Raw genomic sequence first — 24,634 nt, 5'->3', positions numbered from 1 at the left:
AATGTTAAAAAAAATAATCGCTTTTTCAGGAATAGTAATAACATCATTGTTGAGTTTTAGTTGTAAAGACGATGTTATACCAAAGCCATCAAGCTATTTGCGATTGGATTATCCTGAGGCCAAATATGTAAATTTTGAGAACGAATGTCCTTTTGCTTTTGAAATGAATTCAGATGCTATTATCAAAAAAGAGACGAATTGTGGTTTTACGATTACGTATCCAAAAATGAAAGCGACTATTTATCTAACCTATAAGCCAGTCACGAAAAACATTAATGAACTGTTGCGTGATGCGCAAAAACTGACTTATGAACACGTGATAAAAGCAGATGATATTCTGGAACAGCCTTATTTGAATCCCGATAAAAAAGTGTACGGTATGTTTTATCAGGTTGAAGGAAATGCGGCTACAAATTCACAGTTTTATGCTACGGACAGCACGAAGCATTTTGTGACGGGTTCCGTTTACTTTTATGCAAAACCCAATTATGATTCTATTATGCCGGCCGCGAGTTATATCAAAAATGACATGCAGCGATTGATGGAAACCTTGAAATGGAAATAATATTTCACAAAAAAAGCATTCGCCAGTAACGAATGCTTTTTTTATACAATTTAAAAGTCTGAATTACGACTTCATATTCGAAACTTTGTATGTTTTACCATCTGCAGCGGCTTCAACAACTTTAGTCAATTTTTCTGGAGTTTGAACCGTTTTGTCAAACGTTACGGTGGCTAATTTTGTATCAAAATCTACCGTTGCTTTTTGAACGCCATCCAGTCCGGTCAAATCTTCTTGAATCGTTTTGGCACAACCTACAGCACATGTCATTCCTTCTACAGAGAAACTCGCTGTTTGAAGATTAGCGGCAGCAATTTCCTTTTTAACTTTTGGAGATGCTGTTTCAGCAGTTTCTTTTGAAACTAAATTCGTTTCTTTTTCTTTACAGCCTACAAATAAAACACTTGTGAGTACTAGCGTTACGATTGATTTTTTGAAATTCATTATCATATAAATTTTAAAGATTAAAAGCGTGTTTCTGAACTGCAAAATTAATTAAAAAAAGAAGGACTAATTCATAAAATAATTACAATTTTGGGGTAAAATTATCTTTATGGAATCGAAGCAGTTAAAATGGGTATACTTGATGGTTCTTGCCTTAGTTTGGGGAAGTTCATTTATATTAATAAAAAAAGGGCTTATTGGTTTAACAGCTTTACAATTGGGATCGTTGCGAATTATTTTTGCAGCTATTTTTTTATTGTTGATAGGATTTAAAAGCTTGTCTAAAATTCCGATGTACAAATGGAAATACATTGCTTTAACTTCTCTGTTTGGGACATTTATACCAGCGTATTTGTTTGCTATTGCCCAAACCGAAATTGATAGTTCTGTGAGTTCTATTTTGAATTCTCTGACTCCTTTGAATACATTGATTTTAGGAGCTTTGGTTTTTGGATTGCAATTCAAAAAAAATCAGATTTTTGGAATTTTAATTGGTTTAATAGGAAGTGCTTTGTTGATTTTGAATGGTGCTATTCATCATCCGGAACAAAATTATTATTATGCTTTTTTAGTTTTAATAGCGTCAATATGTTATGCCGTCAATGTGAATTTAATCAAGAAATATTTACACGATTTGAGTCCGTTGAGCATTACGACAGGGAACTTTATGGTGTTGTTTTTTCCAGCATTTATAATCTTGTTTTTCTCCGGTTTCTTTGAAGTGGTTCAGGATGTGAAAGTTCAGGAGTCGGTTTTGTTTATAATGGTTCTTGGGGTTGTAGGAACCGGAATTGCGAATATTTTATTTTTTAAACTAATCCAAATGTCTTCACCGGTTTTTGCAACTTCAGTGACATATTTGATTCCCGTAGTTGCTTTCTGTTGGGGATTATTAGACAATGAAATGCTGACGCCAGTTCAGTTTTTTGGGGCTTTCATTATTTTAATCGGAGTGTATTTATCGGCTAAGAAGTAGTATTCAGTGTTTAGTTTGAAAAATTTAAAGAGTATAAAATAACAAAGGCTGTCTAAAAAGACAGCCTTTGTTTATTAATCCAAGTTTTGATTATTGAAAATCAGCATCTGAAACACCTTCATTGATTTTTACGTCAGATATTTTAATATCCAATTCAAATCCTATATTTTGAATAATATTAAAAGGAATTTTAACGCCTTTTACATCCTTGTAATCTCCGTAATTTGTAGTTTGCGTTATGGTTTGACCGCCTTGTTCTATTACTTTGGATTCAGCTAGTTTTAATCCTGAAGTCACATCGTAATAGAATGTTGTTTTTCCGTTTTTTACGGCATAGGCCTCTTTTCCACTTATTGTCTCGATACCGCTTAATACTAACCCTTCTTTTTTAGAAAGTAATAATTCTTCAAAAGTTGTTGCGCTTGCTTTCATGTCAGTTAGCGTCGTTCCTTCGATGTTTTGGCGTTGTCCTTGTTGCATTACATAAGCTCCTTTTTCATTTACCACTTGTTTCATCAAGCTCATGGTTCCCATCGCTAATTCAACCATTAGTTTGCCTTTAGCATCAATTTTTGTAGTAAAATTTAAAGGTGAAGGCGCTTGCGGAATTGTTGTAGTTCCGTTCATCGCAATTGTTTTTACAGCAGAAGCCGCTTTTTCTCCACCAATAGCTTTGATGTAATTATCGATTACACTTTTGGCAGTTACGCCAGCAGGAATATCTTTTTTGAAAACTGGTTTTTCCAATGGATTACCGTATTTGTCAAAATAAAACATTGGAATTTTTAGCTTTTCCAAAGCTGGGATTACTTCAGATCCTTTTCCGGCAATAATAATTCGTTTGTTATCTAAAAGGAAATATTTGTTGGCTGCACGAAGTACATCATCGGCAGTTACGGCATTGATGGTTTTGATATAGTTTTCATAGAAATCTTTTGGAAGATCTTCGGTCTCTATATTCAAGGCGTATCGTGCGATTGATTGCGGCTTTTCTACCTGCATCACAAATCGTCCGATGTAACCTGCTTTAGTGTTACTCAATAATTCCTCGCTTACTTTTTCGGTACGTATTTTTTTGATTTCTTTTATAAATTCAACTACCGCACTGTCTGTAACAACGTTTCTTACCGCTGAAGTCGATCTTAATTTAGTTACGTATTTTCCACTTCCTATTACGGAACTGGCACCATAGGTCCATGCGTGTTTTTCTCTTAGATTCATATTAAGGTAACTATTGAAGTCACCACCAAGAATAGAAGTTGCGATTACAGCAGGGAAGAAATCAGGATCACTCATCTTTAAATTCACAGTGTTTACTAATGAAATCTCTGATTGCACGGCATTAGGAACATCAACAAAATTGATTTGAGTGAACGGTACATTTTCTGGTGCAGCGTAGGTCAGTTTTGGCGTACTTCTTTTTTCCCACGATCCAAATAGTTTCTCTATAATTGGTTTTGCTTCTTTGTATTTAATGTCTCCAATAATCACTAGATAAGCATTTTCGGGAACAAAATAATTAGCATAATTAGCTTGAATATCAGCAAGAGTTACGTTTTTAATCGTTTCTTCGGTCATATACTCACCAGAAGGGTGGTTTTTTCCAAAAGCAAGCGCATCAACAACTCTATTTGCAATGGCAGGAACACTTTTTTCTTGAGATTTAAGTCCCTCCAGTAATTTTGCTTTCTCTTTCTCGAATTCTTCTTGAGTAAAATTTGGATGTAAAGCTCCTTCAGCCATCAATTCTAGTATTCGTTTAGAATATTTAGAAAGAGTGCTTGCGTAAGCTCCTTGTGAGTTAAAATTAATGTCAGCTCCCAGAAAATCAATCTCTTCATTGAAAGCATCTTTGGCTAATTTTTTACTTCCATTTCCTATCATGCTGCTCGTTAATTCATCAACCCCTTTTTTATTGCCTTCGGCATAAGGAGCATTGTCTAATGAAAGACTGAAACTAACTTTTGGCAGTTTGTGATTTTCAACAATCATAACTTTCAAACCATTTGACATAACAAAAGTTTGTGGTTTTTTGATGTTAACTACTGGTGAAACTCCAGGTTTTGGTTGTGTGCGATCTTGTGCCTGCATAATTCCTGTTACCAACAAAATGAATAATAATATATTTGTTTTTTTCATGATTTAGAATGTCTTAGTTTTTAGTCTGTTCTGTGGAAGGAATATAATCCAAAAGTAATCGTTGATTTGGATTCAAATATTTTTTTGCTACGTCTCTAATTTCTTCACGAGTAATAGAATGTAAAAGTTCTATCTCGGTGTTGATTAAATTGATATCGCCGTAAAGCATATAATAGGTTGCTAAATTTTCAGCAATTCCCTCTACATTTGAATTGGCATTCACGAAATTATTATCAAACTTATTTTGTAATTTTTGAAAATCTTTTTCCGAAATTAGTTCTGTTTGAATTTTTACAATTTCTTCGTCAATTTCTTTTAATACATCAGCAGCTGTATTTGCTCCCATTGGTAAACCATACAAGATATACATTCCATAATCTTCCTGACTAAAACCTACGGCGCCTATTTGTAATGCCATTTTTTTCTCGTCAACGATTTTTTTATACAATTTAGAACTTTTTCCATCACTTAAATAAGAAGAAATGAAATCCAAAACTCTTGCATCTCTAGTTTTCATTGACGGTGTTCTGTATGAAGCCACTAACATTGGAATCTGGATGTTAGCATCCTGATATGTTGCTTTTAACGTTTGAGTAATTGGTTCTTCAATAAAAGTTTGTTTCGTTACATCAGCTCCTTTTTTTATTGGTCCAAAATATTTCTGAATCCATTCTTTAGCCTGATTTTTTTCGAAATCACCGGCAACGACTAAAACAGCATTGTTTGGAATGTAGAATTTTTTATTAAATGCCTGAAACTCTTCTAAGGTTGCAGCGTCTAAATCTTTCATTGAACCAATGGTGTTCCAACGATACGGATGTTTCTTGAACATATTTTCTTTTACAACCGTAAGGATGTTTCCATAAGGACGATTGTCAAAACTGGTTCTTTTCTCTTCTTTCACAACCTCATTTTGAGTGTCAACCCCAATTTGATTGATTACAGGATGCATTAATCTTTCGGATTCCATCCAAAGGGCTAATTCTAAATTATTAGAAGGAAATACTTCATAGTAATAGGTTCTGTCATCGGAAGTGTTCGCATTGTTTGTTCCTCCATTTGAACTTACAATTTTCATCCATTCGCCACGTTTAATGTTTTCAGTTCCTTCAAATAATAAATGTTCAAAGAAATGGGCAAAACCTGTTCTGTCCGGTTTTTCGTCTTTGGAACCTACATGATACATCACGGAAGTGACAACGACAGGCGCAGAAGGGTCGTTATGTAAAATGACATGCATGCCATTATCTAAATTATATTCTTCGAAAACTACTTTTTGAGCCGAAGCTACTCCACCAAGCATGAGCGCTGTACTTAAGGCCATTATTGATTTTTTCATAATTGGATTAATAATTTTATTTTCTATAAGTAACGGAAAAACGGTTATTGTTACATCAAAAATAGTACAGAATAAAACTTTAACAACTGTTCATTTCATTTTTTTCTTAATTGGCTTCAAAAGCATGAGAAATCAGGACATTAGAGATGAAGAATATTTTTTGTTTTACTAATTGCAGGTTAAATATTTAATTGTATATTTGCAACCTTAAAAATTATTAAAACAATTCAGTATGTATGCAATCGTAGAGATAGCAGGGCAACAGTTCAAAGTAAGCAAAGACTTAAAGGTTTATGTTCACCGTTTGACTAATGAAGAAGGTTCAAAAGTTTCTTTTGACAAAGTTCTTTTATTAGATGATAACGGAACTATCACTTTAGGCGCCCCAGCTATAGAAGGTGCTTCAGTAGAAGCTAAAGTGTTACAACACTTAAAAGGAGATAAAGTTATCGTTTTCAAAAAGAAAAGAAGAAAAGGATACAAAAAGAGAAACGGTCACAGACAGTATCTTACTCAAATTGTAATTGAAGGTATTTCTGCATCAGGTACAAAAAAAGCAGCTCCAAAAGCTGAAAAAGTTGCTGAAGCAAAAGCTCCAAAAGCAGCAAAAAAAGCTGATGATTTGAAATTAATTGAAGGAGTTGGTCCTAAAGCAGCAGAAGCATTAGTTGAAGCTGGTATTACTACATTCTCTAAATTAGCAAAAACAAGCGCTGATGCGGTAAAAGCGATTTTAGAAGCATCAGAATCTAAATTATCTCATTTAGATCCAACTACTTGGGCTCAACAAGCACAATTAGCTGCAGATGGTAAAATGGATGAATTAAAAAAATTACAAGATGAATTAAACGGTGGTAAAGCTGTTTAATTAATTTATTAACAAATATAAAACTAATACGTCATGGCTCACAAGAAAGGTGTCGGTAGTTCTAAGAATGGTAGAGAATCAGAATCAAAACGTTTAGGCGTTAAGATATTTGGTGGTCAAGCTGCTATTGCTGGGAACATCATCGTAAGACAAAGAGGTTCAAAACATAATCCAGGTGCAAATGTTTACATTAGTAAAGATCACACACTACACGCAAGAGTAGATGGAGTTGTTTTCTTCCAAAAGAAAAGAGATAACAAATCATATGTTTCTATACTTCCATTCGAAGTTGAAGCATAATTGATTTTCTCAATTATTTAAAAAAACCGTCTCGTTTGAATAACGAGACGGTTTTTTTGTTTTTAATTGATTTGTGATTTTTATTTGTGAGTGCAGTTTAAAAACTGTTTTTGAGTAAAAAAACGAATGGTTTTTGTTGGGTTGAAGGTTTGGAACTATTGTAACTTGAAATAGTTAAGTTTTTGATTTCCGCAAACTAATTCAGTGTAATTGTTTTCGATTTTTTCTCCAATATAGGTTGCAATTAATTCTCCAGTATTGGAATCAATATTATAATCCCACACTTCATTATTAGAACTTAAAAATTCAGTAAAGGAATACGATTCTGGATTTTCTGAAAATCGGTTCTTGTCGGTTTGTACTAGTTTCCATTCTTTGGCATTCTTATATAATTCAAAAAACTGAATTTCTTCTACAGTAATCTGGATCATTTTGCCAACTAAATTATCTTCTCGTATTGCCCAATTGCCTTCTTTGGGGATCCATTTCTATTTTCCAATTAGTTCGTTGATTTTGTTTTGTCGTAGTATCCCTTTTAAGGAATCTCCTTTTTTTACTGCAAACGCTGCGATTTCAGCTTTAGGAATAATATTGTTACTAATTGCAAACGTTCTTATTGCTTCCAGATAGTCACCACTCTCGCTCGTTTTTATTGCTAATTTAAACAATTGAGTTTGGTATGCGCTTCTGTCGTTATCTTGTGCTACTATACTTTGAAAAACAATTGACAACAGTATGACTAAATAGGGTTTTATGGGAGTCATAATAGTTTTTTTTAGTTTTGTACTTACGTAAAACTACAATATTAAATTTACTTTTGTAAAGTGTATTGGAAAAGCTTTCTATTAAAAAAAATTCAGCTTGTTAGCATGAGGGATAGCAGCGGCATCCTTTTATGAAGCGCATCGCAATAAAAGATACAGCCTATAGCCCGACCCGTAGTTTTTACGAAGGGTCATGCTCTAAAACAAAAAACCCTTGCTCCCGAAACTTCAGGACTGCAAGGGTTCTAAAAATCCAATAATCTAAAAATCTAATTCTAGACTAGTATCTGTAATATTCTGGTTTGAATGGACCTTCAACTGGAACACCAATATAATCAGCTTGATCAGTGCGTAAAGTCTCTAATTCAACACCTAATTTAGCTAAGTGTAACATTGCTACTTTCTCATCTAAGTGTTTTGGTAACATGTACACGTCATTGTTATATGCTGCACTGTTTTTCCACAATTCGATTTGAGCAAGAGTTTGGTTTGTAAATGAGTTACTCATTACAAAACTTGGGTGACCTGTAGCACAACCAAGGTTTACTAAACGACCTTCAGCCAAAACGATGATGTCGTTTCCAGCGATCGTGTATTTATCAACTTGAGGTTTGATCTCTACTTTTGATGCACCGTGGTTTGTGTTCAACCAAGCCATATCAATTTCGTTATCAAAATGCCCGATGTTACAAACGATAGTTTTGTCTTTCATTTTCTCGAAATGAGAACCTAAAACGATATCTTTATTTCCAGTAGTTGTAATGATAATATCAGCAGTTGCGATAACTGTATCTAATTTTTTTACTTCAAAACCGTCCATTGCAGCTTGTAAAGCACAAATTGGGTCAATTTCAGTAACGGTAACAATAGAACCAGCACCTCTAAAAGAAGCTGCAGTTCCTTTACCTACGTCACCGTAACCACAAACGATTACTCTTTTTGCAGCAAGCATAACATCCGTTGCACGACGAACCGCATCAACTGCAGATTCTTTACAACCGTATTTGTTGTCAAATTTAGATTTAGTAACCGAGTCATTCACGTTGATTGCCGGCATTGGCAATGTTCCCGCTTTTACTCTTTCGTATAATCTGTGAACTCCTGTTGTAGTCTCTTCAGATAAACCTTTGATACCAGCAACTAATTCAGGGTAACGGTCAATAACCATATTCGTTAAATCTCCACCGTCATCAAGAATCATGTTCAATGGTTTTCTATCTTCACCAAAGAATAACGTTTGCTCGATACACCAGTCAAAATCTTCCTCATTCAAACCTTTCCAAGCATAAACTTGAATTCCTGCAGCAGCAATCGCAGCAGCAGCCTGATCTTGAGTAGAGAAAATGTTACAAGAACTCCAAGTCACTTCAGCACCAAGAGCTATTAAAGTTTCAATCAAAACTGCAGTTTGGATTGTCATGTGCAAACATCCAGCAATACGAGCGCCAGCAAGTGGTTGTTCGTTTTTATATTCCGCACGAAGCGCCATTAAACCTGGCATTTCAGCTTCTGCTAGTTCAATTTCTTTTCTTCCCCAAGCTGCTAGAGAAATGTCTTTAACTTTGAAAGCCACAAAAGGCATAGTCGATGTACTCATTTATAGTATATTTGTATTGTAAATTTTTTTGCAAATTTACGTAATAACTTTAGAATTTAACTATTTTCTAGAAGATTTATGAATTGTTTAATTCGCTAATCTTTTGAACATTAACTAAATAATTTCATGAAGCTGATCTTGTTTCAGTTTCTGGAGCTATTTCCCGTTATTCGCTATATCTTTTTACACGCAAAAAAGCGTGAAAAAAGGATGCCGCTGCTACCGGGGCTAAAAAACGAAACCAGAACACGATGCCGCTTTACAAAACGATACATATTAATTCTAGAACTCAAATTCTCGTTTGGAAAGTAACCGAATCCTATTCAGAATTATTCGACCAAGTCGTTTTAAACGATAACAATCGCATCCGACTAAACGGAATGAAATCTGAAATGCATCAGCGAGCATTCCTTAGTGTTCGCAAGTTATTGCAGGAAACGGGACATACCGATTTAGATTTGTATTACGATCAATTCGGCAAGCCACATTTACAAGGAGAGAAATATATTTCGATAACACATTCCCATAATTTTTCGGCAATTATTATCAGTGACGAAACCGTAGGTATTGATATCGAATTGCAAAGACATAAAATCACTCGAATCGCCGATAAATTCTGTGACTCCGAATTTCAATTTTTAGATATGGATTGTGAAGAATACATCAGGAAATTAACGGTTATTTGGGGAGCAAAAGAATCCATTTTCAAAATTAGAAACGAAAAAGGAATCAGTTTCAAAGACCACATAAGTGTTGAGGAGTTTCATGTTAACGCTAAACTAACTAATGCCAAACTTCATTTTAATAATTTAGTTAAAGATTTCAATATTCATTTTGAAGAAATAGAGGATTTTACATTAGTTTACGCTTTCGAAAATTAAAAACAAACCGCAAATTTGCGAATTTGCGGTAAAAAGTATGACAAATATTTATAAAGACATTTTAAAAGCAAAAAGCGAGAATACAAAATTACTCGCCATTCTTCTTGATCCTGATAAAGTAGTTTTGGAGAATTTATCCATTTTGATTTCAAAAATCAATCATTCACCGGCAAGCCATATTTTTATTGGTGGAAGCCACGTCGAAAACGATATTTTAGATGAATTAATTGTGAAAATTAAACAAAACTGTAATTTACCTATCGTTCTTTTCCCCGGAAACCCATCCCAGATTTCAGATAAAGCCGATGCGATTTTGTTTTTGTCGTTAATCTCTGGTCGCAATCCAGATTATTTAGTTGAACATCAGGTAAAAGCAGCTCCTGTTTTAAAGAAAACCCAACTTGAGATTATTTCTACAGGCTATATACTCATTGAAAGCGGGACTGAAACCGCCGTAGAAAGAGTGAGCAAAACCAAACCTTTAGATAGAAATAATCTTGATTTAGCATTGGCTACGGCGCAAGCCGGCGAAATGTTAGGCAATAAGTTAATATATCTGGAAGCGGGAAGTGGCGCTAAACAAGCTGTCCCATTAAAAATGATTGCATTAGTTTCTCAAAATATTGAAATTCCAATACTTGTTGGAGGCGGAATTGTAGATTTGCAAGGAATTCAAAACGCTTATGATTCCGGAGCGGATTTAGTTGTAATAGGAACTGCTTTTGAAAATGACATAAACTTTTTTAATCAATAATTTTAGATTGACTAATGATAGAATACTTTTTTTCTCAATATAGAGATTACCCAACCTTAGACATAGTTTTAGAAATTGTGGCGGTTATTTTTGGTTTATTAAGTGTTTGGTACGCTAAAAAAGACAATATTTTGGTTTTTCCAACGGGATTAGTAAGTACATTTATATATGTTTATTTGCTTTGGAAATGGACTTTATGGGGTGATATGATGATCAACGGGTACTATTTTGTTATGAGTATTTATGGTTGGTATCATTGGACCCGAAAAAAAGATGATACAATTGAGTTCCCAATTTCAAAAATTTCGAGTTCAGAAAAACGTATTGCGATAATTCTTTTTATATTTACGGTCGCTTTTGTGGTTTCGGTGTATCACTATTTCGGAAAATTCACCACTTGGTATGCTTATGTAGATACATTTATCACAGGAATTTTCTTTGTAGGAATGTGGCTCATGGCCAAAAGAAAAGTAGAAAATTGGATATTTTGGATTATTGGAGATGTAATTTCAATTCCATTATATTTTTCAAAAGGTTTTACTTTTACCAGTTTTCAATACGTAGTATTTACAATAGTTGCCATTTTTGGCTATTTAGAATGGAAGAAAATCTCAGACAGCTCTCAAACGGAGCTACAAAAATAATAAAAGTAGCCTTATTTGGTCCCGAAAGCACTGGCAAAACAACATTGGCTAGACAGCTTGCGGAATATTATAAAACCAAATGGGTTCCTGAATATGCACGTGAATATCTGCAAGAAAAATGGGATTTAGATAAACAAATTTGTAGCATTGATGACATGCTTCCCATTGCTTTTGGGCAAACTAAATTAGAAAATGAAAGCACTTTAATTGCTAATAAATATCTTTTTTGTGATACTAATTTATTAGTTACGAAGGTTTTTTCTGAAGTATATTATAATTACTGTGATCCATTATTAGATCAAGCAGCTCGTGAACATGAGTATGACTTGTTTTTTCTTACGGACATTGATATTCCATGGGAGAAAGATGATTTAAGAGATCGTCCAGACGAAAGAGAGTCGGTGTTTGCAAATTTTAAACAATCCTTAATCGATAATAAAAAACCATTTGTAATTCTTTCAGGAGATAAAAAATTACGGCTGAAGAAAGCAGTTGCCATTATCAATGATCTAACAAAGGCCAAAGAAATGGGACTTTCTTCGCTTGATTTTGTTCAGATTTATGAAAAAGGTGTTCCTTTAAAAAACATCCAACAGCAACTTGATTTTTTTAGAAATGGAATTACAAAAAGTAATCTGGTTGGGCCTGCAACTTTATTCAATGGTATTTTAAAATTATCTGAAATTGATTTCCATGAAAAGGCAATTTTTTTTGATGAGAATAAGTCAAATTTTAAACTGGAGAAATTTGTTCCCGCATCTGGTGCAGCAACAAGAATGTTTAAGTTTTTACTAGCCTTTTTGAAGGATTTTGATCTCGAAAATGAAACGATTAATGCTTATATAAATAGAAAAAAAGAAACAGAACTTCCTGTTTTTATAGTTGGTTTAGAAAAATTTCCATTCTTTAAAGCAGTTGATAAAAAACTTAGAGAGGAATTTATTGACTTTGATTTTCTTCATCGAGATTATAAAAATTATTATTTTATAAAATTACTTTTGGCTCCAGATTATTTCAATTTTGCCGGCAAGCCCAAAGGTGTACTTCCTTTTCATAGATATCAAAATCATATTTATACACCAGTAGAAGAGCATCTCAATGAATGTATTCATTATGCAAATTCAAATTCAAAATCAAACTTGCATTTTACGGTGTCAGAATTACATTTGACACAGTTTGAAACGATGATTAATGCCATTAAAGGTAAATTAGAAAAAAAATCAGGAATAGCAATACATACCAGTTATTCTTGTCAAAATGAGAATACGGATACTCTTGCAGTAGATTTTGAAAACAACCCTTTTAGAGATGAAAATGGGAAGCTGTTTTTTAGACCGGGCGGTCATGGAGCCTTGATAGAAAACTTAAACAATCTAGATTCCGATATTGTTTTTATAAAAAATATTGACAACGTTATCCAAAATAATATTGACAAAATAGCTTTGTATAAAAAAGCATTGGCAGGAATTTTAATAGAATTGCAACAGCAGGTATTTAAGTATTTACATGCAATAGATGCTGATGAAATTCAACAGGAAAACGGTTTGGAAATTTTACTTTTTTTGCAGGAAAAACTAAATATTAGTATCTCAAACAGCTTTTACAAGCTTAGTTTTGAAGATAAAATAATCGAAATTAAAACTATTTTAAATAGACCTATTAGAGTTTGTGGAATGGTTAAAAATGAAGGCGAAGCCGGTGGTGGCCCATTTTGGGTAAAAGACAAAAAAGGTTTAATTTCGTTACAAATTGTTGAGAGTTCCCAAGTAGATTTATCAGATGATAATCAAAGAGAAATACTGAATGCTTCTACGCATTTTAATCCTGTAGATATAGTTTGCGGAATCAAGAACTATAAAAAAGAGAAGTTTGATCTGACTCAGTTTGTAGATCATAATAGTGGTTTTATTGTGGAGAAAACTACATTTGGAAGAGCTATTAAATCCTATGAACTACCTGGTTTATGGAATGGCGCCATGGCAAACTGGATCACCATATTTGTGCAAGTTCCTTTAATTACATTCAATCCGGTAAAAAGCGTAAATGATTTATTAAAATCAGCGCATCAACCTCAATAAAATTGGAAAAACAAAAAATCATATCAGAGTTAAGTTTCAAAGCTGTTCGTAGCAGTGGTGCTGGCGGACAAAATGTAAACAAAGTTTCCTCTAAAGTGGTTTTGACTTTTGATTTGAAAAATTCTCAGGCTTTAACCGAAGAAGAAAAACTTTTGGTCGAAATCAAATTGTCTTCAAGATTAACGACTGATTTAGTTTTAATATTGAATTGTGACGAAGATAGAAGTCAGTTAAGGAACAAAGAAATTGTAACTAAACGATTTTTTGACCTTGTAAAAAATGCGTTGCTTATTCCTAAAGAACGTAAACCAACTAAAATTCCCAAGTCTGTTATTAGAAAGCGAATAAAGGATAAAAAGAACATTTCTGAAATTAAAAAAACACGCAGAAAACCTGATTTTTAAAATTTATTCCAATTCATAATTTATAATTCACAATTTATAATTAGTTTTGCGCTGTCTCAAAGGGGTGCTCTAAATAACGAGCTGAGATTATACCCAAAGAACCTGGACAAGTAATGTTGTCAAGGGAAAAAATGACAAACAAATAGTGTGCACGCTACTTTATTTGTCATAGGAAACAATCATTTTTTAATTTAACAAAAGAATAATTCCCCCTTTTATTCGTAATCTTTTTACGGATGAATACTTTATTTTACAAAATTGGTCAAGAGTCGATGACCGAGAACTCAAAAAAATTAATTAGAGTATTTTTCATACTCTTCACTTTTCACTTTTCACTTTTCACTTTCTCACAAGTCAAAGACACTACCAAAGTAAACCAACTCGATGAAGTTTTGGTTTCAGCGGTTCGTGTGACTACAAAAACTCCAGTGAGTTTTAGCAATTTAGGCAAAAAGGAAATCAAATTCCGAAACTTAGGACAAGACATTCCTATTTTGATGAATTATTTGCCTTCGGTGGTTACCACTTCTGATGCCGGAAATGGTGTGGGTTACACCGGAATTCGCGTTCGTGGAAGCGATGCAACGCGAGTAAATGTTACCATTAACGGAATCCCTTACAATGATTCTGAAAGTCATGGAACCTATTGGGTAAATATGCCTGATTTTGCCTCATCATTGGAGAGTTTGCAATTGCAACGCGGGGTAGGAACTTCTACTAACGGAGCAGGAGCTTTCGGTGCTAGTTTAAACATGCTTACTGATAATTTTGCCAAAGAAAGCACTGGAGAAATCTCCAACTCTTTTGGAAGTTTCAATACTCGAAAACACACCGTAAAATTCAGTACGGGTTTGATGAACGATCATTTCGAAATTGCGGGACGTTTGTCTGCTTTAAATTCGGATGGGTATGTGGACCGCGGTGCATCTGATTTAAAATCCTATTTTCTTCAGGGTACCTATGTAGGCAAAACTACTTTGATAAAAGCCTTGGTGTTTGGAGGAAAAGAGAAAACATATCAATCTTGGAACGGAATTGACGGCGAAACATTGAACAATGATCGCACTTTTAATTCAGCAGGAGCTTTTACGGACGAACAAGGAAATGCTCGTTTTTATGACAATGAAACCGATAATTACCAACAAGATCACTCTCAATTGCATTGGAACGAAAAAATATCAGAAAACTGGAGTACTAATTTTGCGTTGCATTACACAAAAGGAAAAGGGTTTTATGAAAATTACAAAGAAGACGCTGATTTAGCCGATTATGGATTACAGCCAGTTGGTCCCGTTACAACAACTGATTTGATTCGTCAAAAATGGTTGGATAACGATTTCTACGGAACAACATTTTCTGCAAATTACAAGAAAGAAAAACTGGATGTGATTTTTGGTGGCGGATGGAATAAGTATGAAGGCAGCCATTTTGGGAAAGTTATTTGGGCGCGATTTGCTTCACAGAGCGAATTAGAAGATCGTTATTATGATGATTATGCCGTTAAAACTGATGGAACTTTTTTTGCCAAAGCTAATTACCAAATCACAGAGAAATTAAGTTTATTTGGAGATTTACAATACCGTACGGTAAATTATAAAGCGAACGGGGTTCAGGCAGATGTGGTTGATGATACGTTTAATTTTTTTAATCCAAAGACAGGATTGACGTATGACATCAATGCTAATAATGCTTTGTATTTTTCCTATGCAAGAGCGAACAGAGAACCAAACAGAACTGATTATGAAGGCGGAAACGTAAAGCCAGAAAAGTTAAATGACTTTGAATTGGGTTGGCGATATGTTGCTGAAAAAGTACAATTCAATACCAATGTGTATTATATGGCCTATAAAGATCAATTGATTTTGACGGGAAGTTTAGATGATGTAGGCGCTCCGATACGTTCTAACAGTGAAAAAAGTTACCGTTTAGGACTGGAAGTAGATGCTACAATAGCATTGACAGATCAATTGATTATTCGCCCTAATTTTACCTTGAGTGCTAATAAAAATACTGATTTAGCAGTAGAGGGACAGAATTATGGGACAACTGATATTGCATATTCACCATCGATTATTGCCGGAAATATTTTGGTCTATACACCAGTTGAGAATCTTCATGTTTCATGGATGCAAAAATTTGTGGGCGAACAATACATGAATAACATTGAATTACCGGCTGCTAAGCTGGCTGATTATTTTGTAAATGATTTAAATATTGCCTACACTTTTAAACCTAAAACCATCTTCAAAGAAATTGTGTTGACTGGTTTAGTGAATAATTTTTTAGATAAAAAATACGTTTCTAACGGATACATGTATGATATATACCCATACTACTACCCACAAGCAGGGATTAACTTCCTTGCTGGTTTGACATTGAAGTTTTAAAGAATTAAATTATTTGTTATTGGATGAAATCCTGATGGCTCGCTGTCAGGATTTTTTGTTTAATTATAAACTCTAAGTGCCGTCCCGTTTACTTGAACTCGATATTGTTTCATGGGATATTGTAAAGTTCCTTGTCCGGTAAATAAGCTGTATTCTTTACTGTCACATCCACAAACTGCATTTATTCCATCTATGGTCATAGTAGAACAAGTGCTTATAGCTTGATTGGGACAAGCTGCATCAAAAGCATTGTAACCGCTTCCCGTATTAAAAACAATAATACCGCGCGCGCCCACTCCTGCGTAATAAATTGCATTGCTGGGATATTTTAAATTAGAATACGCTGGCAAATTCATATTAATATCTACGGTAAAAGTATAATTAGGCACAAATGGATTTGTATTATCAAAACCAGAATCACTACACGAAAAAAAGAAAGGAATTATAACGGAAAGCAGCAGGTATTTTTTCATTTTAAAATAGTGTCAAAGTATTAGTGAAACAAATTTAATTTATTTAACTTTGAATTATATATGATTAACATATATTTATAGACGAAAAAATAATAATAGTATCTTTGTGGAAAGAAATCCCGTCCTGATGGGATTTTTTCTATTTATATAAATGATGAAGTTATGAGTACAGTATCGTATTACACCGCAGAAGGGTTGAAGAAATTAAGAGAAGAATTAGATTATTTAAAAAGCGTAATGCGTCCAAAAGCATCTGCAGATATAGCCGAAGCAAGAGATAAAGGTGACCTTTCAGAGAATGCTGAATACGATGCTGCCAAAGAAGCGCAAGGAATGCTGGAAATGCGTATTGCTAAACTTGAAGAAGTACATTCGAATGCCAGATTAATTGATGAATCCCATTTAGATCTTTCTAAAGTGTTGGTTTTGTCGAATGTGAAAATCAAGAATCAAGCCAATGGAATGGAGATGAAATACACGCTGGTAGCTGAAAGTGAAGCCGACTTGAAAACCGGAAAAATCTCTGTAACCTCACCAATTGGTAAAGGTTTACTAGGGAAATCAGTTGGAGAAGTGGCAGAAATCACGGTTCCAAACGGAGTGTTGAAATTTGAAATTTTAGAGATTTCTCGCGATTAAATAGTTAAAGGTTTAACGGATTCAAACAATTAACCAATTCAACAATGTCAAGTATATTTACAAAAATTATAAACGGAGAAATCCCGTGTTACAAAATTGCAGAGGATGAGAATTTTCTTGCTTTTTTGGATGTAAATCCAAATGCAAAAGGACACACACTTTGTATTCCGAAACAAGAAATAAATAAGATTTTTGAGATGGAAGATGATTTGTATATCGGACTGATGCAGTTTTCTAAAAAAATAGCGGTTGCTCTGGAAAAAACGGTTCCGTGTAAAAGAATCGGAATGGCAGTTGTAGGACTAGAAGTTCCCCACGCTCACGTTCATTTGATTCCCTTGAATGAAATGGATGAAATGCGTTTTCAAAATAAAGTATCGCTCTCAAAAGAAGAATTTGAAGCTTTGGCAGAAAGCATAAAAACCAATTTATAATAGTTGTATATAAAATAAATTGGTATGATTTTAGTTTAGAAAGGGGATAGGTGAAAACCTATCCCCTTTTAATTTTTGAGCCTACATTATTATTATGAAAAATATTTATTTAGTACTCTTTTTCTTTATCTCGATTCTGGGTTTTGGACAGGTCAACACAGGTTATTCTTTGGTTGATGCCAAAATGGCTGTTATTCCTGCTAGTTCAACTACTTCTACCGATGCAATTGCCAAATATATCAATAGTAATTTCAAAACAGAAACAGATAAAATTAGAGCTGTTTTTTATTGGACCGCAACAAATATCAGCTATGATGTTGCTAATATGTTTGCCGTAAATTTTAATGAAACCGAACAAGAAAAAATCGCAAAGACATTGCGAACCAGAAAAGGGGTTTGTATTCATTATGCTGTTGTTTTTAATGAGCTTTCGCAAAAAATAGGAATCCAATCCTATATAATTGATGGATATACAAAGCAAAACGGAAAAGTAGGTGATTTAGCTCACGCTTGGACAGCTGCAAAAATTGATAAAAAGTGGTATGTATTTGATCCAACTTGGGGTTCTGGTTATGTCAATAACGGGAGGTTTTCTAAAAAAATAAACAACTATTATTTTAAGGCTGAGCCCGCTAAAATAATCGCTTCACACATTCCATTTGATTATTTATGGCAATTTTCGAATTATCCTATTACCAATGGTGAGTTTTATGAAGGGAAAATCCAAATCAATAAAACTAAGAAATTCTTTGATTTTGAGAAAGAAATCACCAAATATAATGACTTGTCTGAAGCTGATCAATTATTTGCTTCGGCAGAAAGAATAGAGAAAAACGGCTTGAAAAATGCTATGATTCTCGAACGCTATGAAGGTAAAAAGCAACAATTGACTTATTTGCGACAAAATAACAATATTGAAAAATTGAATGCTATTGTGAATGATATGAATGAGGCTGTTGTGTTACTGAATGATTTTATTCATTACAGAAACAATAAGTTCAAGCCTACTTTCTCAGATGATGAAATTAGTAGTATGATTGAAATACCAAGAGCAAAACTAGCCAAATGTCAGAACGATATTTACAGCGTTGGTGCAGTTGGTAATAAAAATGCATCTAATGTAGCGTCGATTAAATCATCAATTGGAGCAGCTTTGGCACAAGCCGAAGAGCACTCATTGTTTGTAAAAAATTATCTGAGTAAGTCTAAAATAGTTAGAAAAACGATGTTTTCTAAAGTTTCTTGGTTTGGTGCTCCGTTAAACTAAATTGCTTTTTTTGAAACTGACTTGCATCGTTGTTCCTTTTCCAATTTCGGAATTCAGCACTTTGATGGTTCCTTTATGGTATTCTTCCACGATTCTTTTAGTCAATGAAAGACCCAATCCCCAACCGCGTTTTTTAGTTGTAAATCCAGGTTCAAAGATGCTTTTGAACTGACTTTTTTGAATACCGCTTCCAGTATCAGTAACGTTTATTTTTACTGAATCGCCTTCTTGCTGAATCTCTAGCGCTAATCTTCCTTTTCCTTTCATGGCATCGATGGCGTTTTTGACAAGATTTTCAATGGTCCAACTGTGTAAAGTTGGATTCAAAGAAACAAGGATAGGAGATTTTGGTGCTTTGAATGAAAACTCAATTTGTTTAGAAAATCGGGATTGCAAATAGTCGTAAGACTGCAGCGTTTCTGCTACGATGTCTTTATTTTCTAATTTTGGTTCCGAACCTATTTTAGAAAAACGATCTGTTATGGTTTGTAAACGTTCAATGTCTTTTTCAATTTCGAAAGTGATGCTTTCGTCCACATTTTCAGATTTCAAGAGTTCGACCCAGCCAATCAAGGAAGAAAGCGGAGTTCCTATCTGATGTGCCGTTTCTTTTGCCATTCCCGCCCAAAGTTTATTCTGCGTGGCCATTTTGGTGCTTCTGTAAAAATTGTAAACGAGCGCGCCAAAAAGCACAATGATAAGTACTAAAGCAACAGGATAATATTTCAGTTTATTCAGTAATGCGGAATTACCGTAATATAAATTTTGAAATTTCCCTGGTACATATTCAATGACTATTGGTTCATTTTCGCTTTTTAATTTGGATAAAAAATCCTTGGCTTTGAGCTCATTTTTTACAATGGCATCGTCAATGTTTACAGTGTTTATGATACGGTCATTCTCAGTAAGGATAATAGGAATGGAAGTATTGTTACTGAAAATCTGAAGCGGAAGTTCTACATCGGTATTTTCACCGGCATTATTGAGCGTTTTTTGAGCTTTTGCCCAAAGGTTCATTTTTAAACGTTCTTCATTTTTGAAGATTTGAAAAAAAGTATAAGTGTTCCAGAGAATTAATGAAATGATAAAAAAGGATGCAAAAATAATAACCCAACGAGTCGTATTTCTTCTTTCAGAAAACTGCATAAATATAATTTAGAGGTATAAATATAACGAAATAAATGCTTTTGTATTTTAGTTTTAGGGAAAGAATTTTTTTTGGAAAAATCATACCTTTTATTTTATTGTAATTTAGGGTTACTACTTCTTAAACTTAATTCATTTGTCTATTTTTGTATCTTTCAGAAATAAATTAAAAACGTATGATAACTATTGATCCTAAAAGTATCGAAACATCAAAATTGCAAGGGTATTTGCAAAGTTCTGTTGGGCCAAGGCCTATCGCTTTTGCCAGTACTATTGGTATAAATGGAATTCCTAATGTATCGCCTTTTAGTTTCTTTAATGTGTTTAGTGCGAATCCTCCGATTCTGATATTTTCACCAGCAAGACGCGTTCGTGATAATTCAATAAAACACACGTTAATCAATGCCGAAGCAACTCGGGAAGTAGTGATTAATGTGGTGAATTATGACATGGTGCAGCAAACTTCTCTGGCAAGCACAGAATATGCTGATGGAGTTGATGAGTTTATAAAATCTGGCTTGACGCCAATTGCTTCAGAGGTTGTAAAGCCTTTTAGAGTAAAAGAATCACCTGTTCAATTTGAATGTAAAGTCACTCAGATTATTCCTTTGGGAACAGAAGGAGGCGCAGGGAATTTGATTCTTTGTGAAGTCTTGCGCATTCATATTGATGAATCTATTTTAGACGAAAACGGAGCGATTGATCAACATAAAATAGACTTAGTTTCCAGATTAGGAGGTAACTGGTATTCCAGATCGAATAAAGGTCTTTTTGAAGTGCCAAAACCATTATCCACATTAGGAATTGGAGTGGATGCGATTCCTGATTTTATAAAAGGAAGTCCTGTTTTTGATGGTAACGATTTAGGAATTTTAGGCAATATTGAAGCCTTGCCTACCAAAGAAGAAGTTAGTATATTTGTAAAACAAAATTTCGCGGTAAAAGGAGTTTTAAGCTCCGATGATGAATTAAAAGTGCATCTTGAAGCTAAAAAATATTTAGATAGTAATGATGTGTTTTCAGCATGGAAAGTACTTTTAGCGGAAAGAAAAAAATAGAGCAAAACAATTAAAACATAGAAGATGGAAGTTACAGGAAAAATTAAAATGATCGATCAAACTAAGGAAGTTGGATCTGGAGGTTTCAAAAAAAGAGATGTTGTAGTTACAACTGATGAGCAGTATCCACAACATATTCTAGTTCAGTTTGTTCAGGACAAATGTGACTTATTGAACGGTTTTCAAGTAGGAGAGCCTGTAAAAATTGATATTAATTTAAGAGGTAGAGAATGGACAAATCCTCAAGGGGAAACAGTTTATTTTAATACTATCCAAGGATGGAGAATTGGAAAATTGCAAGCTGAAGCTCCTTCTGCTGCGCAAATGCCTCCAATGCCAGCTGCTGAAGCATTTGCACCAGCAACTAACTTAAACGAAGAAGAAGCAGACGATTTACCTTTTTAATCATTTGATTTTCGATTGATATAGTAAAACAAACCCGACAGGTATTCAAAACACTGTCGGGTTTTATTTTTTGATAAAGAATGTATTATTTAACTACAGCATTATTCTTTCCACCTGTTTCTCAGACTAATTCTACAGGTATTCTTGCTCTTGGAGGAGATTTGTCGACTGAGCGTTTACAGCTTGCTTATAGGAATGGGATTTTTCCATGGTTTGAAGATGGTGAACCTATTACATGGTGGTCACCTAATCCTAGAATGGTTTTGTTTCTGGATGAATTGATTGTTTCTAAGAGTATGCGCAACATCCTCAATAGAAATATTTTCAAGGTTACATTTAATCAAAATTTTAGGGACGTAATTTCGAATTGTCAAAACATAAAACGAGACGGTCAAAATGGGACTTGGATTACCAATGACATGATTGAAGCCTATTGTAAACTACATGAATTAGGCATTGCAAAATCAATTGAAGTCTGGCAAGATGAGGTTTTGGTTGGCGGTTTATACGGAATCGATTTGGGTCATATTTTCTGTGGTGAAAGTATGTTTTCAAAAGTTTCGAACGCTTCCAAAGTGGCTTTTATAGCTTTGGTCAACCAATTAAAAAAAGAAAATTACAAACTGCTGGATTGCCAAGTTTATAATCCGCATCTTGAAAGTTTGGGCTGCAGGGAAATAGAAAGAGTTGATTTTATGAAAATTCTGAAAAGTATATAATATTCATATTCCGAATTTTACGATTCTATCTCACTGGAAACTAACTTTTCTTCCAGCAATCAGCTACGTGATCATCAACCATTCCAGTGGCTTGCATGTGTGCATAAACAACCGTAGAGCCTACGAATTTGAATCCGCGTTTTTTTAAATCTTTGCTGATTTCATCTGAGAGCGCAGTAGTTGCAGGAACTTCTTTTAAGGATTGTCGGTTGTTTTGAATGGGTTTTCCATTAGTAAATTCCCAAATGTATTTGGAAAAACTACCAAATTCTTCTTGTACTTTCATAAAGGCAACGGCATTAGAAACGGCTGCGCGAACCTTTAATTTATTGCGGATTATTCCAGCGTCTTGAAGTAATTCCTGAATTTTATCTTCGGTATAAAGGGCCACTTTTTTATAGTCAAAATCATCAAAAGCTACTTTAAAGTTTTCTCTCTTTTTAAGGATTGTAATCCAACTTAATCCTGCTTGGAAAGTTTCTAAGATTAAGAATTCAAATAATTTTTGATCCTCATAAACTGGAACTCCCCATTCTTCATCATGGTATTTTTCGTAAATATCAATTCCAACGCACCATTTACATCTTATTTTTTCTTCCATTTTTTATTCTTTTTCAGAGGCTAAATAATTCTTGATAATATAATGACCCAAATAAATTAATGGAGTCAAGAGAATGGCAATTCCGATTTTAAAAGTATAACCTGTCAATGCAGATGTGATAAAAGTATCAAAGTTAATTTTACCGGGTAACCAAAAAGCAATTCCAAGGACAATAAAAGAATCGAATAATTGAGAAATTATAGTGGAACCCGTTGCTCTAAGCCAAATTTTATTATTTCCTGTACGGTTTTTGAAAAACCAAAAAATAGTTACATCTATCAATTGTGAAACTAAAAATGCAGTGATACTTCCAACGATGATCCACATACTTTGTCCAAAAACTGCAAAAAATTGGTCATCGTTTACCGGACTTATTCCTTTTGCTGCGGGAATACTTATGGCTAAAAAAAGGAGGATAAAAGCATAGGCGATTAAACCAGCAGTGATTAAAGACAGTTTTTTTACTCCTTTTTCTCCAAAATATTCATTGATTAAATCTGTAGTCAAGAAAACGATAGGCCAAGGTAAAATACCGATGCTCATTACAAATGGACCTATTTGTATCAGTTTTCCACCGATGAGTTCTGCGGTAACGGCGTTAGTAATGAAGATTCCTGCTAGAATAACAAAGACAAGTTCTTTTTTGGTTTTAAACATAAAAAATAATTAGTATTCAAATTTAGGGTTTTATTTTTAAAAGAAAAATCCCATCTCATTTTTTCAAATAAGATGGGATTTTATATAAATTCGAGTTGTGAAATTTACTAATGTGATTTCGTTCCTCGCAATAAATTATCCTAAAGTAACTCTTTTGAAACCTGTAATCTCAACGTTGAATCCTTTAACATAATCGCTAACTTTTTTACTGTCATCTTTGATGAAGTTTTGATCTAATAAGGCTTTCTCTTGATCTAAAGTAGTATTGTCAGAGATGAAACGTTGAACTTTTCCAGGGATAATTTTATCCCAAATTTGTTCTGGTTTACCTTCAGCTTTTAATTCAGCTTTAGCATCCTCTTCAGCTTGTTTTAAAACTTCTTCAGTTAATTGAGAGAAAGAAATGTATTTAGGAACATTTTTCAATGTTTTTCCTAAACGTTTTGCTTCTTCATTTTCTTTTTCGATTATAGCAATACGAGCAGCTAGTTCAGAATCAACGAAAGATGGATCAAAATCTTTGTAAGATAATGTATCAGCTCCCATTGATGCTACTTGCATAGAGATATCTTTAGTAAGAACTTCTGCGTTAGCTACAGCAGTAGAAATAGCAGTTAATGCAGCAATTTTGTTAACGTGAACATAAGATCCAACAAAAGCACCTTCTAAAATTTCAAAACCACCGATTTCGATTTTTTCACCGATAACACCAGTTTGCTCGATCAATTTTTCAGCAACAGTCATTCCGTTAAAATCTGAAGCTAAAAATTCTTCTTTAGAAGAGAAGTTAATCGCTTTTTCAACTAATTCTTTAGCTAAAGTTACGAAAGATTCATTTTTACCTACGAAATCTGTTTCGCAGTTTAAAGTGATGATAGCTCCTTTAGTTTTATCAGCATTGATAAAAGAAACAGCAGCTCCTTCAGAAGACTCTCTGTCAGAACGGTTAGCAGCTACTTTTTGTCCTTTTTCTCTAAGGTTTTGAATAGCTTTGTCAAAATCTCCATCAGCTTCAACTAAAGCCTTTTTACAGTCCATCATTCCGGCACCTGTAGTTTGTCTTAATTTATTTACGTCTGCAGCAGTAATTGTTGCCAT

The 24,634-nt window shown here is 33.9% G+C and carries 27 protein-coding genes; 16 read left to right on the top strand and 11 right to left on the bottom strand.

Going from position 1 to position 24,634, the window contains the following annotated elements; all coding sequences use genetic code 11:
• The first annotated feature begins 1 nt into the window (after window position 1).
• Window positions 2–565, top strand: a complete 564-nt coding sequence (gldD, locus tag ACXX80_RS03705) for a gliding motility lipoprotein GldD (protein ID WP_458552071.1) — start codon at window positions 2–4, stop codon at window positions 563–565.
• A 63-nt stretch (window positions 566–628) separates the two neighbouring features.
• Here the strand turns inward: gldD and ACXX80_RS03700 are convergent, their stop codons facing one another.
• Window positions 629–1,006 (bottom strand): heavy-metal-associated domain-containing protein, encoded by a 378-nt coding sequence (locus ACXX80_RS03700; RefSeq protein WP_417990564.1) that lies wholly within the window; start codon window positions 1,004–1,006, stop codon window positions 629–631.
• A 109-nt stretch (window positions 1,007–1,115) separates the two neighbouring features.
• Here ACXX80_RS03700 and ACXX80_RS03695 point away from each other — a divergent pair, with 109 nt between their 5' ends.
• Window positions 1,116–1,982 carry a DMT family transporter gene (locus ACXX80_RS03695; RefSeq protein ID WP_458552069.1) on the top strand — a complete coding sequence of 289 codons (867 nt, stop codon included), beginning with the start codon at window positions 1,116–1,118 and terminating at the stop codon, window positions 1,980–1,982.
• Window positions 1,983–2,072: 90 nt separating this feature from the next.
• On the opposite strand, the gene ACXX80_RS03690 is transcribed toward ACXX80_RS03695, so the two are convergent.
• Together ACXX80_RS03690 and ACXX80_RS03685 are read right to left on the bottom strand one after the other, a co-directional pair.
• Window positions 2,073–4,121, bottom strand: a complete 2,049-nt coding sequence (locus ACXX80_RS03690) for a M16 family metallopeptidase (protein WP_458552068.1) — start codon at window positions 4,119–4,121, stop codon at window positions 2,073–2,075.
• A 13-nt stretch (window positions 4,122–4,134) separates the two neighbouring features.
• A complete protein-coding gene (locus tag ACXX80_RS03685; RefSeq protein ID WP_458552067.1) occupies window positions 4,135–5,460 on the bottom strand; it encodes a M16 family metallopeptidase in 1,326 nt (441 codons plus the stop codon).
• Window positions 5,461–5,692: 232 nt separating this feature from the next.
• Between ACXX80_RS03685 and rplU the strand changes: the two genes are divergently transcribed.
• Together rplU and rpmA are read left to right on the top strand one after the other, a co-directional pair.
• Window positions 5,693–6,328 carry a 50S ribosomal protein L21 gene (rplU, locus tag ACXX80_RS03680; RefSeq protein WP_282743419.1) on the top strand — a complete coding sequence of 212 codons (636 nt, stop codon included), beginning with the start codon at window positions 5,693–5,695 and terminating at the stop codon, window positions 6,326–6,328.
• Window positions 6,329–6,361: 33 nt separating this feature from the next.
• Window positions 6,362–6,628, top strand: a complete 267-nt coding sequence (rpmA, locus tag ACXX80_RS03675) for a 50S ribosomal protein L27 (RefSeq protein ID WP_086453627.1) — start codon at window positions 6,362–6,364, stop codon at window positions 6,626–6,628.
• Between the two features lie 155 nt (window positions 6,629–6,783).
• On the opposite strand, the gene ACXX80_RS03670 is transcribed toward rpmA, so the two are convergent.
• The 3 genes from ACXX80_RS03670 to ahcY form a co-directional block, all read right to left on the bottom strand.
• Window positions 6,784–7,059, bottom strand: a complete 276-nt coding sequence (locus ACXX80_RS03670; RefSeq protein ID WP_458552066.1) for a hypothetical protein — start codon at window positions 7,057–7,059, stop codon at window positions 6,784–6,786.
• 57 nt (window positions 7,060–7,116) lie between these two features.
• A complete protein-coding gene (locus ACXX80_RS03665; protein ID WP_458552064.1) occupies window positions 7,117–7,392 on the bottom strand; it encodes a hypothetical protein in 276 nt (91 codons plus the stop codon).
• Window positions 7,393–7,672: 280 nt separating this feature from the next.
• Entirely contained in the window at window positions 7,673–8,989 is a 1,317-nt protein-coding gene (ahcY, locus tag ACXX80_RS03660) for an adenosylhomocysteinase (protein ID WP_458552063.1), read from the bottom strand.
• A gap of 251 nt (window positions 8,990–9,240) precedes the next feature.
• Between ahcY and ACXX80_RS03655 the strand changes: the two genes are divergently transcribed.
• From ACXX80_RS03655 to ACXX80_RS03630, 6 genes are all read left to right on the top strand, one after another.
• A complete protein-coding gene (locus tag ACXX80_RS03655; RefSeq protein WP_458552062.1) occupies window positions 9,241–9,870 on the top strand; it encodes a 4'-phosphopantetheinyl transferase family protein in 630 nt (209 codons plus the stop codon).
• Window positions 9,871–9,907: 37 nt separating this feature from the next.
• Window positions 9,908–10,624 carry a phosphoglycerol geranylgeranyltransferase gene (locus ACXX80_RS03650; RefSeq protein ID WP_458552061.1) on the top strand — a complete coding sequence of 239 codons (717 nt, stop codon included), beginning with the start codon at window positions 9,908–9,910 and terminating at the stop codon, window positions 10,622–10,624.
• A gap of 14 nt (window positions 10,625–10,638) precedes the next feature.
• On the top strand, window positions 10,639–11,268 hold the full coding sequence (gene pnuC / locus ACXX80_RS03645; protein ID WP_417950671.1) for a nicotinamide riboside transporter PnuC: 630 nt from the start codon (window positions 10,639–10,641) through the stop codon (window positions 11,266–11,268).
• A complete protein-coding gene (locus ACXX80_RS03640; protein WP_458552060.1) occupies window positions 11,223–13,346 on the top strand; it encodes a DUF4301 family protein in 2,124 nt (707 codons plus the stop codon). The genes pnuC and ACXX80_RS03640 overlap by 46 nt, the downstream gene beginning before the upstream one ends.
• A gap of 2 nt (window positions 13,347–13,348) precedes the next feature.
• Window positions 13,349–13,750 (top strand): alternative ribosome rescue aminoacyl-tRNA hydrolase ArfB, encoded by a 402-nt coding sequence (gene arfB, locus ACXX80_RS03635; RefSeq protein ID WP_458552059.1) that lies wholly within the window; start codon window positions 13,349–13,351, stop codon window positions 13,748–13,750.
• 236 nt (window positions 13,751–13,986) lie between these two features.
• A complete protein-coding gene (locus ACXX80_RS03630) occupies window positions 13,987–16,137 on the top strand; it encodes a TonB-dependent receptor (RefSeq protein ID WP_458552058.1) in 2,151 nt (716 codons plus the stop codon).
• A gap of 59 nt (window positions 16,138–16,196) precedes the next feature.
• On the opposite strand, the gene ACXX80_RS03625 is transcribed toward ACXX80_RS03630, so the two are convergent.
• Window positions 16,197–16,610, bottom strand: coding sequence for a Rieske (2Fe-2S) protein (locus tag ACXX80_RS03625; protein ID WP_458552057.1), 414 nt, complete (start codon window positions 16,608–16,610; stop codon window positions 16,197–16,199).
• Between the two features lie 162 nt (window positions 16,611–16,772).
• Between ACXX80_RS03625 and greA the strand changes: the two genes are divergently transcribed.
• From greA to ACXX80_RS03610, 3 genes are all read left to right on the top strand, one after another.
• Window positions 16,773–17,249 carry a transcription elongation factor GreA gene (gene greA / locus ACXX80_RS03620; protein ID WP_458552056.1) on the top strand — a complete coding sequence of 159 codons (477 nt, stop codon included), beginning with the start codon at window positions 16,773–16,775 and terminating at the stop codon, window positions 17,247–17,249.
• A gap of 44 nt (window positions 17,250–17,293) precedes the next feature.
• Window positions 17,294–17,683: an HIT family protein gene (locus tag ACXX80_RS03615; RefSeq protein ID WP_458552055.1), complete on the top strand. Its 390-nt coding sequence runs from the start codon at window positions 17,294–17,296 to the stop codon at window positions 17,681–17,683.
• 94 nt (window positions 17,684–17,777) lie between these two features.
• The gene (locus ACXX80_RS03610; protein ID WP_458552053.1) at window positions 17,778–18,950 is read left to right on the top strand and encodes a transglutaminase domain-containing protein; all 1,173 of its coding nucleotides are present in this window, start codon (window positions 17,778–17,780) and stop codon (window positions 18,948–18,950) included.
• Here ACXX80_RS03610 and ACXX80_RS03605 read toward each other — a convergent pair.
• Complete coding sequence (locus ACXX80_RS03605) at window positions 18,942–20,096, bottom strand: sensor histidine kinase (RefSeq protein ID WP_458552051.1); 1,155 nt, start codon at window positions 20,094–20,096, stop codon at window positions 18,942–18,944. The two genes, ACXX80_RS03610 and ACXX80_RS03605, sit on opposite strands and share 9 nt — an antisense overlap.
• 176 nt (window positions 20,097–20,272) lie before the next feature.
• Between ACXX80_RS03605 and ACXX80_RS03600 the strand changes: the two genes are divergently transcribed.
• From ACXX80_RS03600 to aat, 3 genes are all read left to right on the top strand, one after another.
• Window positions 20,273–21,154, top strand: a complete 882-nt coding sequence (locus ACXX80_RS03600) for a flavin reductase family protein (protein ID WP_458552049.1) — start codon at window positions 20,273–20,275, stop codon at window positions 21,152–21,154.
• 24 nt (window positions 21,155–21,178) lie between these two features.
• Window positions 21,179–21,559, top strand: a complete 381-nt coding sequence (locus tag ACXX80_RS03595) for a DUF3127 domain-containing protein (protein ID WP_099714265.1) — start codon at window positions 21,179–21,181, stop codon at window positions 21,557–21,559.
• Window positions 21,560–21,639: 80 nt separating this feature from the next.
• Window positions 21,640–22,278 carry a leucyl/phenylalanyl-tRNA--protein transferase gene (aat, locus tag ACXX80_RS03590; RefSeq protein WP_458552047.1) on the top strand — a complete coding sequence of 213 codons (639 nt, stop codon included), beginning with the start codon at window positions 21,640–21,642 and terminating at the stop codon, window positions 22,276–22,278.
• 40 nt (window positions 22,279–22,318) lie between these two features.
• Here the strand turns inward: aat and ACXX80_RS03585 are convergent, their stop codons facing one another.
• The 3 genes from ACXX80_RS03585 to tsf all read right to left on the bottom strand — a co-directional run bounded on the left by ACXX80_RS03585 (window position 22,319) and on the right by tsf (window position 24,634).
• Entirely contained in the window at window positions 22,319–22,879 is a 561-nt protein-coding gene (locus tag ACXX80_RS03585) for a DNA-3-methyladenine glycosylase I (protein WP_458552045.1), read from the bottom strand.
• A gap of 3 nt (window positions 22,880–22,882) precedes the next feature.
• Window positions 22,883–23,536, bottom strand: coding sequence for a queuosine precursor transporter (locus tag ACXX80_RS03580; RefSeq protein ID WP_417952840.1), 654 nt, complete (start codon window positions 23,534–23,536; stop codon window positions 22,883–22,885).
• A gap of 135 nt (window positions 23,537–23,671) precedes the next feature.
• The gene (gene tsf / locus ACXX80_RS03575; protein ID WP_458552044.1) at window positions 23,672–24,634 is read right to left on the bottom strand and encodes a translation elongation factor Ts; all 963 of its coding nucleotides are present in this window, start codon (window positions 24,632–24,634) and stop codon (window positions 23,672–23,674) included.

It is taken from the genome of Flavobacterium sp. GNP002 (assembly GCF_054343795.1).
Note: the sequence above shows the minus strand (reverse complement) of the source record. Positions and strands in the feature narration are given on the sequence as shown.

Bases quoted from the DNA above. Each gene is read 5' to 3' on its own strand.
- gldD (WP_458552071.1), top strand. From the start codon at position 2: ATGTTAAAAAAAATAATCGCTTTTTCAGGAATAGTAATAACATCATTG.
- ACXX80_RS03700 (WP_417990564.1), bottom strand. From the start codon at position 1,006: ATGAATTTCAAAAAATCAATCGTAACGCTAGTACTCACAAGTGTTTTA.
- ACXX80_RS03695 (WP_458552069.1), top strand. From the start codon at position 1,116: ATGGAATCGAAGCAGTTAAAATGGGTATACTTGATGGTTCTTGCCTTA.
- ACXX80_RS03690 (WP_458552068.1), bottom strand. From the start codon at position 4,121: ATGAAAAAAACAAATATATTATTATTCATTTTGTTGGTAACAGGAATT.
- ACXX80_RS03685 (WP_458552067.1), bottom strand. From the start codon at position 5,460: ATGAAAAAATCAATAATGGCCTTAAGTACAGCGCTCATGCTTGGTGGA.
- rplU (WP_282743419.1), top strand. From the start codon at position 5,693: ATGTATGCAATCGTAGAGATAGCAGGGCAACAGTTCAAAGTAAGCAAA.
- rpmA (WP_086453627.1), top strand. From the start codon at position 6,362: ATGGCTCACAAGAAAGGTGTCGGTAGTTCTAAGAATGGTAGAGAATCA.
- ACXX80_RS03670 (WP_458552066.1), bottom strand. From the start codon at position 7,059: ATGATCCAGATTACTGTAGAAGAAATTCAGTTTTTTGAATTATATAAG.
- ACXX80_RS03665 (WP_458552064.1), bottom strand. From the start codon at position 7,392: ATGACTCCCATAAAACCCTATTTAGTCATACTGTTGTCAATTGTTTTT.
- ahcY (WP_458552063.1), bottom strand. From the start codon at position 8,989: ATGAGTACATCGACTATGCCTTTTGTGGCTTTCAAAGTTAAAGACATT.
- ACXX80_RS03655 (WP_458552062.1), top strand. From the start codon at position 9,241: ATGCCGCTTTACAAAACGATACATATTAATTCTAGAACTCAAATTCTC.
- ACXX80_RS03650 (WP_458552061.1), top strand. From the start codon at position 9,908: ATGACAAATATTTATAAAGACATTTTAAAAGCAAAAAGCGAGAATACA.
- pnuC (WP_417950671.1), top strand. From the start codon at position 10,639: ATGATAGAATACTTTTTTTCTCAATATAGAGATTACCCAACCTTAGAC.
- ACXX80_RS03640 (WP_458552060.1), top strand. From the start codon at position 11,223: ATGGAAGAAAATCTCAGACAGCTCTCAAACGGAGCTACAAAAATAATA.
- ACXX80_RS03630 (WP_458552058.1), top strand. From the start codon at position 13,987: ATGAATACTTTATTTTACAAAATTGGTCAAGAGTCGATGACCGAGAAC.
- ACXX80_RS03625 (WP_458552057.1), bottom strand. From the start codon at position 16,610: ATGAAAAAATACCTGCTGCTTTCCGTTATAATTCCTTTCTTTTTTTCG.
- greA (WP_458552056.1), top strand. From the start codon at position 16,773: ATGAGTACAGTATCGTATTACACCGCAGAAGGGTTGAAGAAATTAAGA.
- ACXX80_RS03615 (WP_458552055.1), top strand. From the start codon at position 17,294: ATGTCAAGTATATTTACAAAAATTATAAACGGAGAAATCCCGTGTTAC.
- ACXX80_RS03610 (WP_458552053.1), top strand. From the start codon at position 17,778: ATGAAAAATATTTATTTAGTACTCTTTTTCTTTATCTCGATTCTGGGT.
- ACXX80_RS03605 (WP_458552051.1), bottom strand. From the start codon at position 20,096: ATGCAGTTTTCTGAAAGAAGAAATACGACTCGTTGGGTTATTATTTTT.
- ACXX80_RS03600 (WP_458552049.1), top strand. From the start codon at position 20,273: ATGATAACTATTGATCCTAAAAGTATCGAAACATCAAAATTGCAAGGG.
- ACXX80_RS03595 (WP_099714265.1), top strand. From the start codon at position 21,179: ATGGAAGTTACAGGAAAAATTAAAATGATCGATCAAACTAAGGAAGTT.
- aat (WP_458552047.1), top strand. From the start codon at position 21,640: ATGTATTATTTAACTACAGCATTATTCTTTCCACCTGTTTCTCAGACT.
- ACXX80_RS03585 (WP_458552045.1), bottom strand. From the start codon at position 22,879: ATGGAAGAAAAAATAAGATGTAAATGGTGCGTTGGAATTGATATTTAC.
- ACXX80_RS03580 (WP_417952840.1), bottom strand. From the start codon at position 23,536: ATGTTTAAAACCAAAAAAGAACTTGTCTTTGTTATTCTAGCAGGAATC.
- tsf (WP_458552044.1), bottom strand. From the start codon at position 24,634: ATGGCAACAATTACTGCTGCAGACGTAAATAAATTAAGACAAACTACA.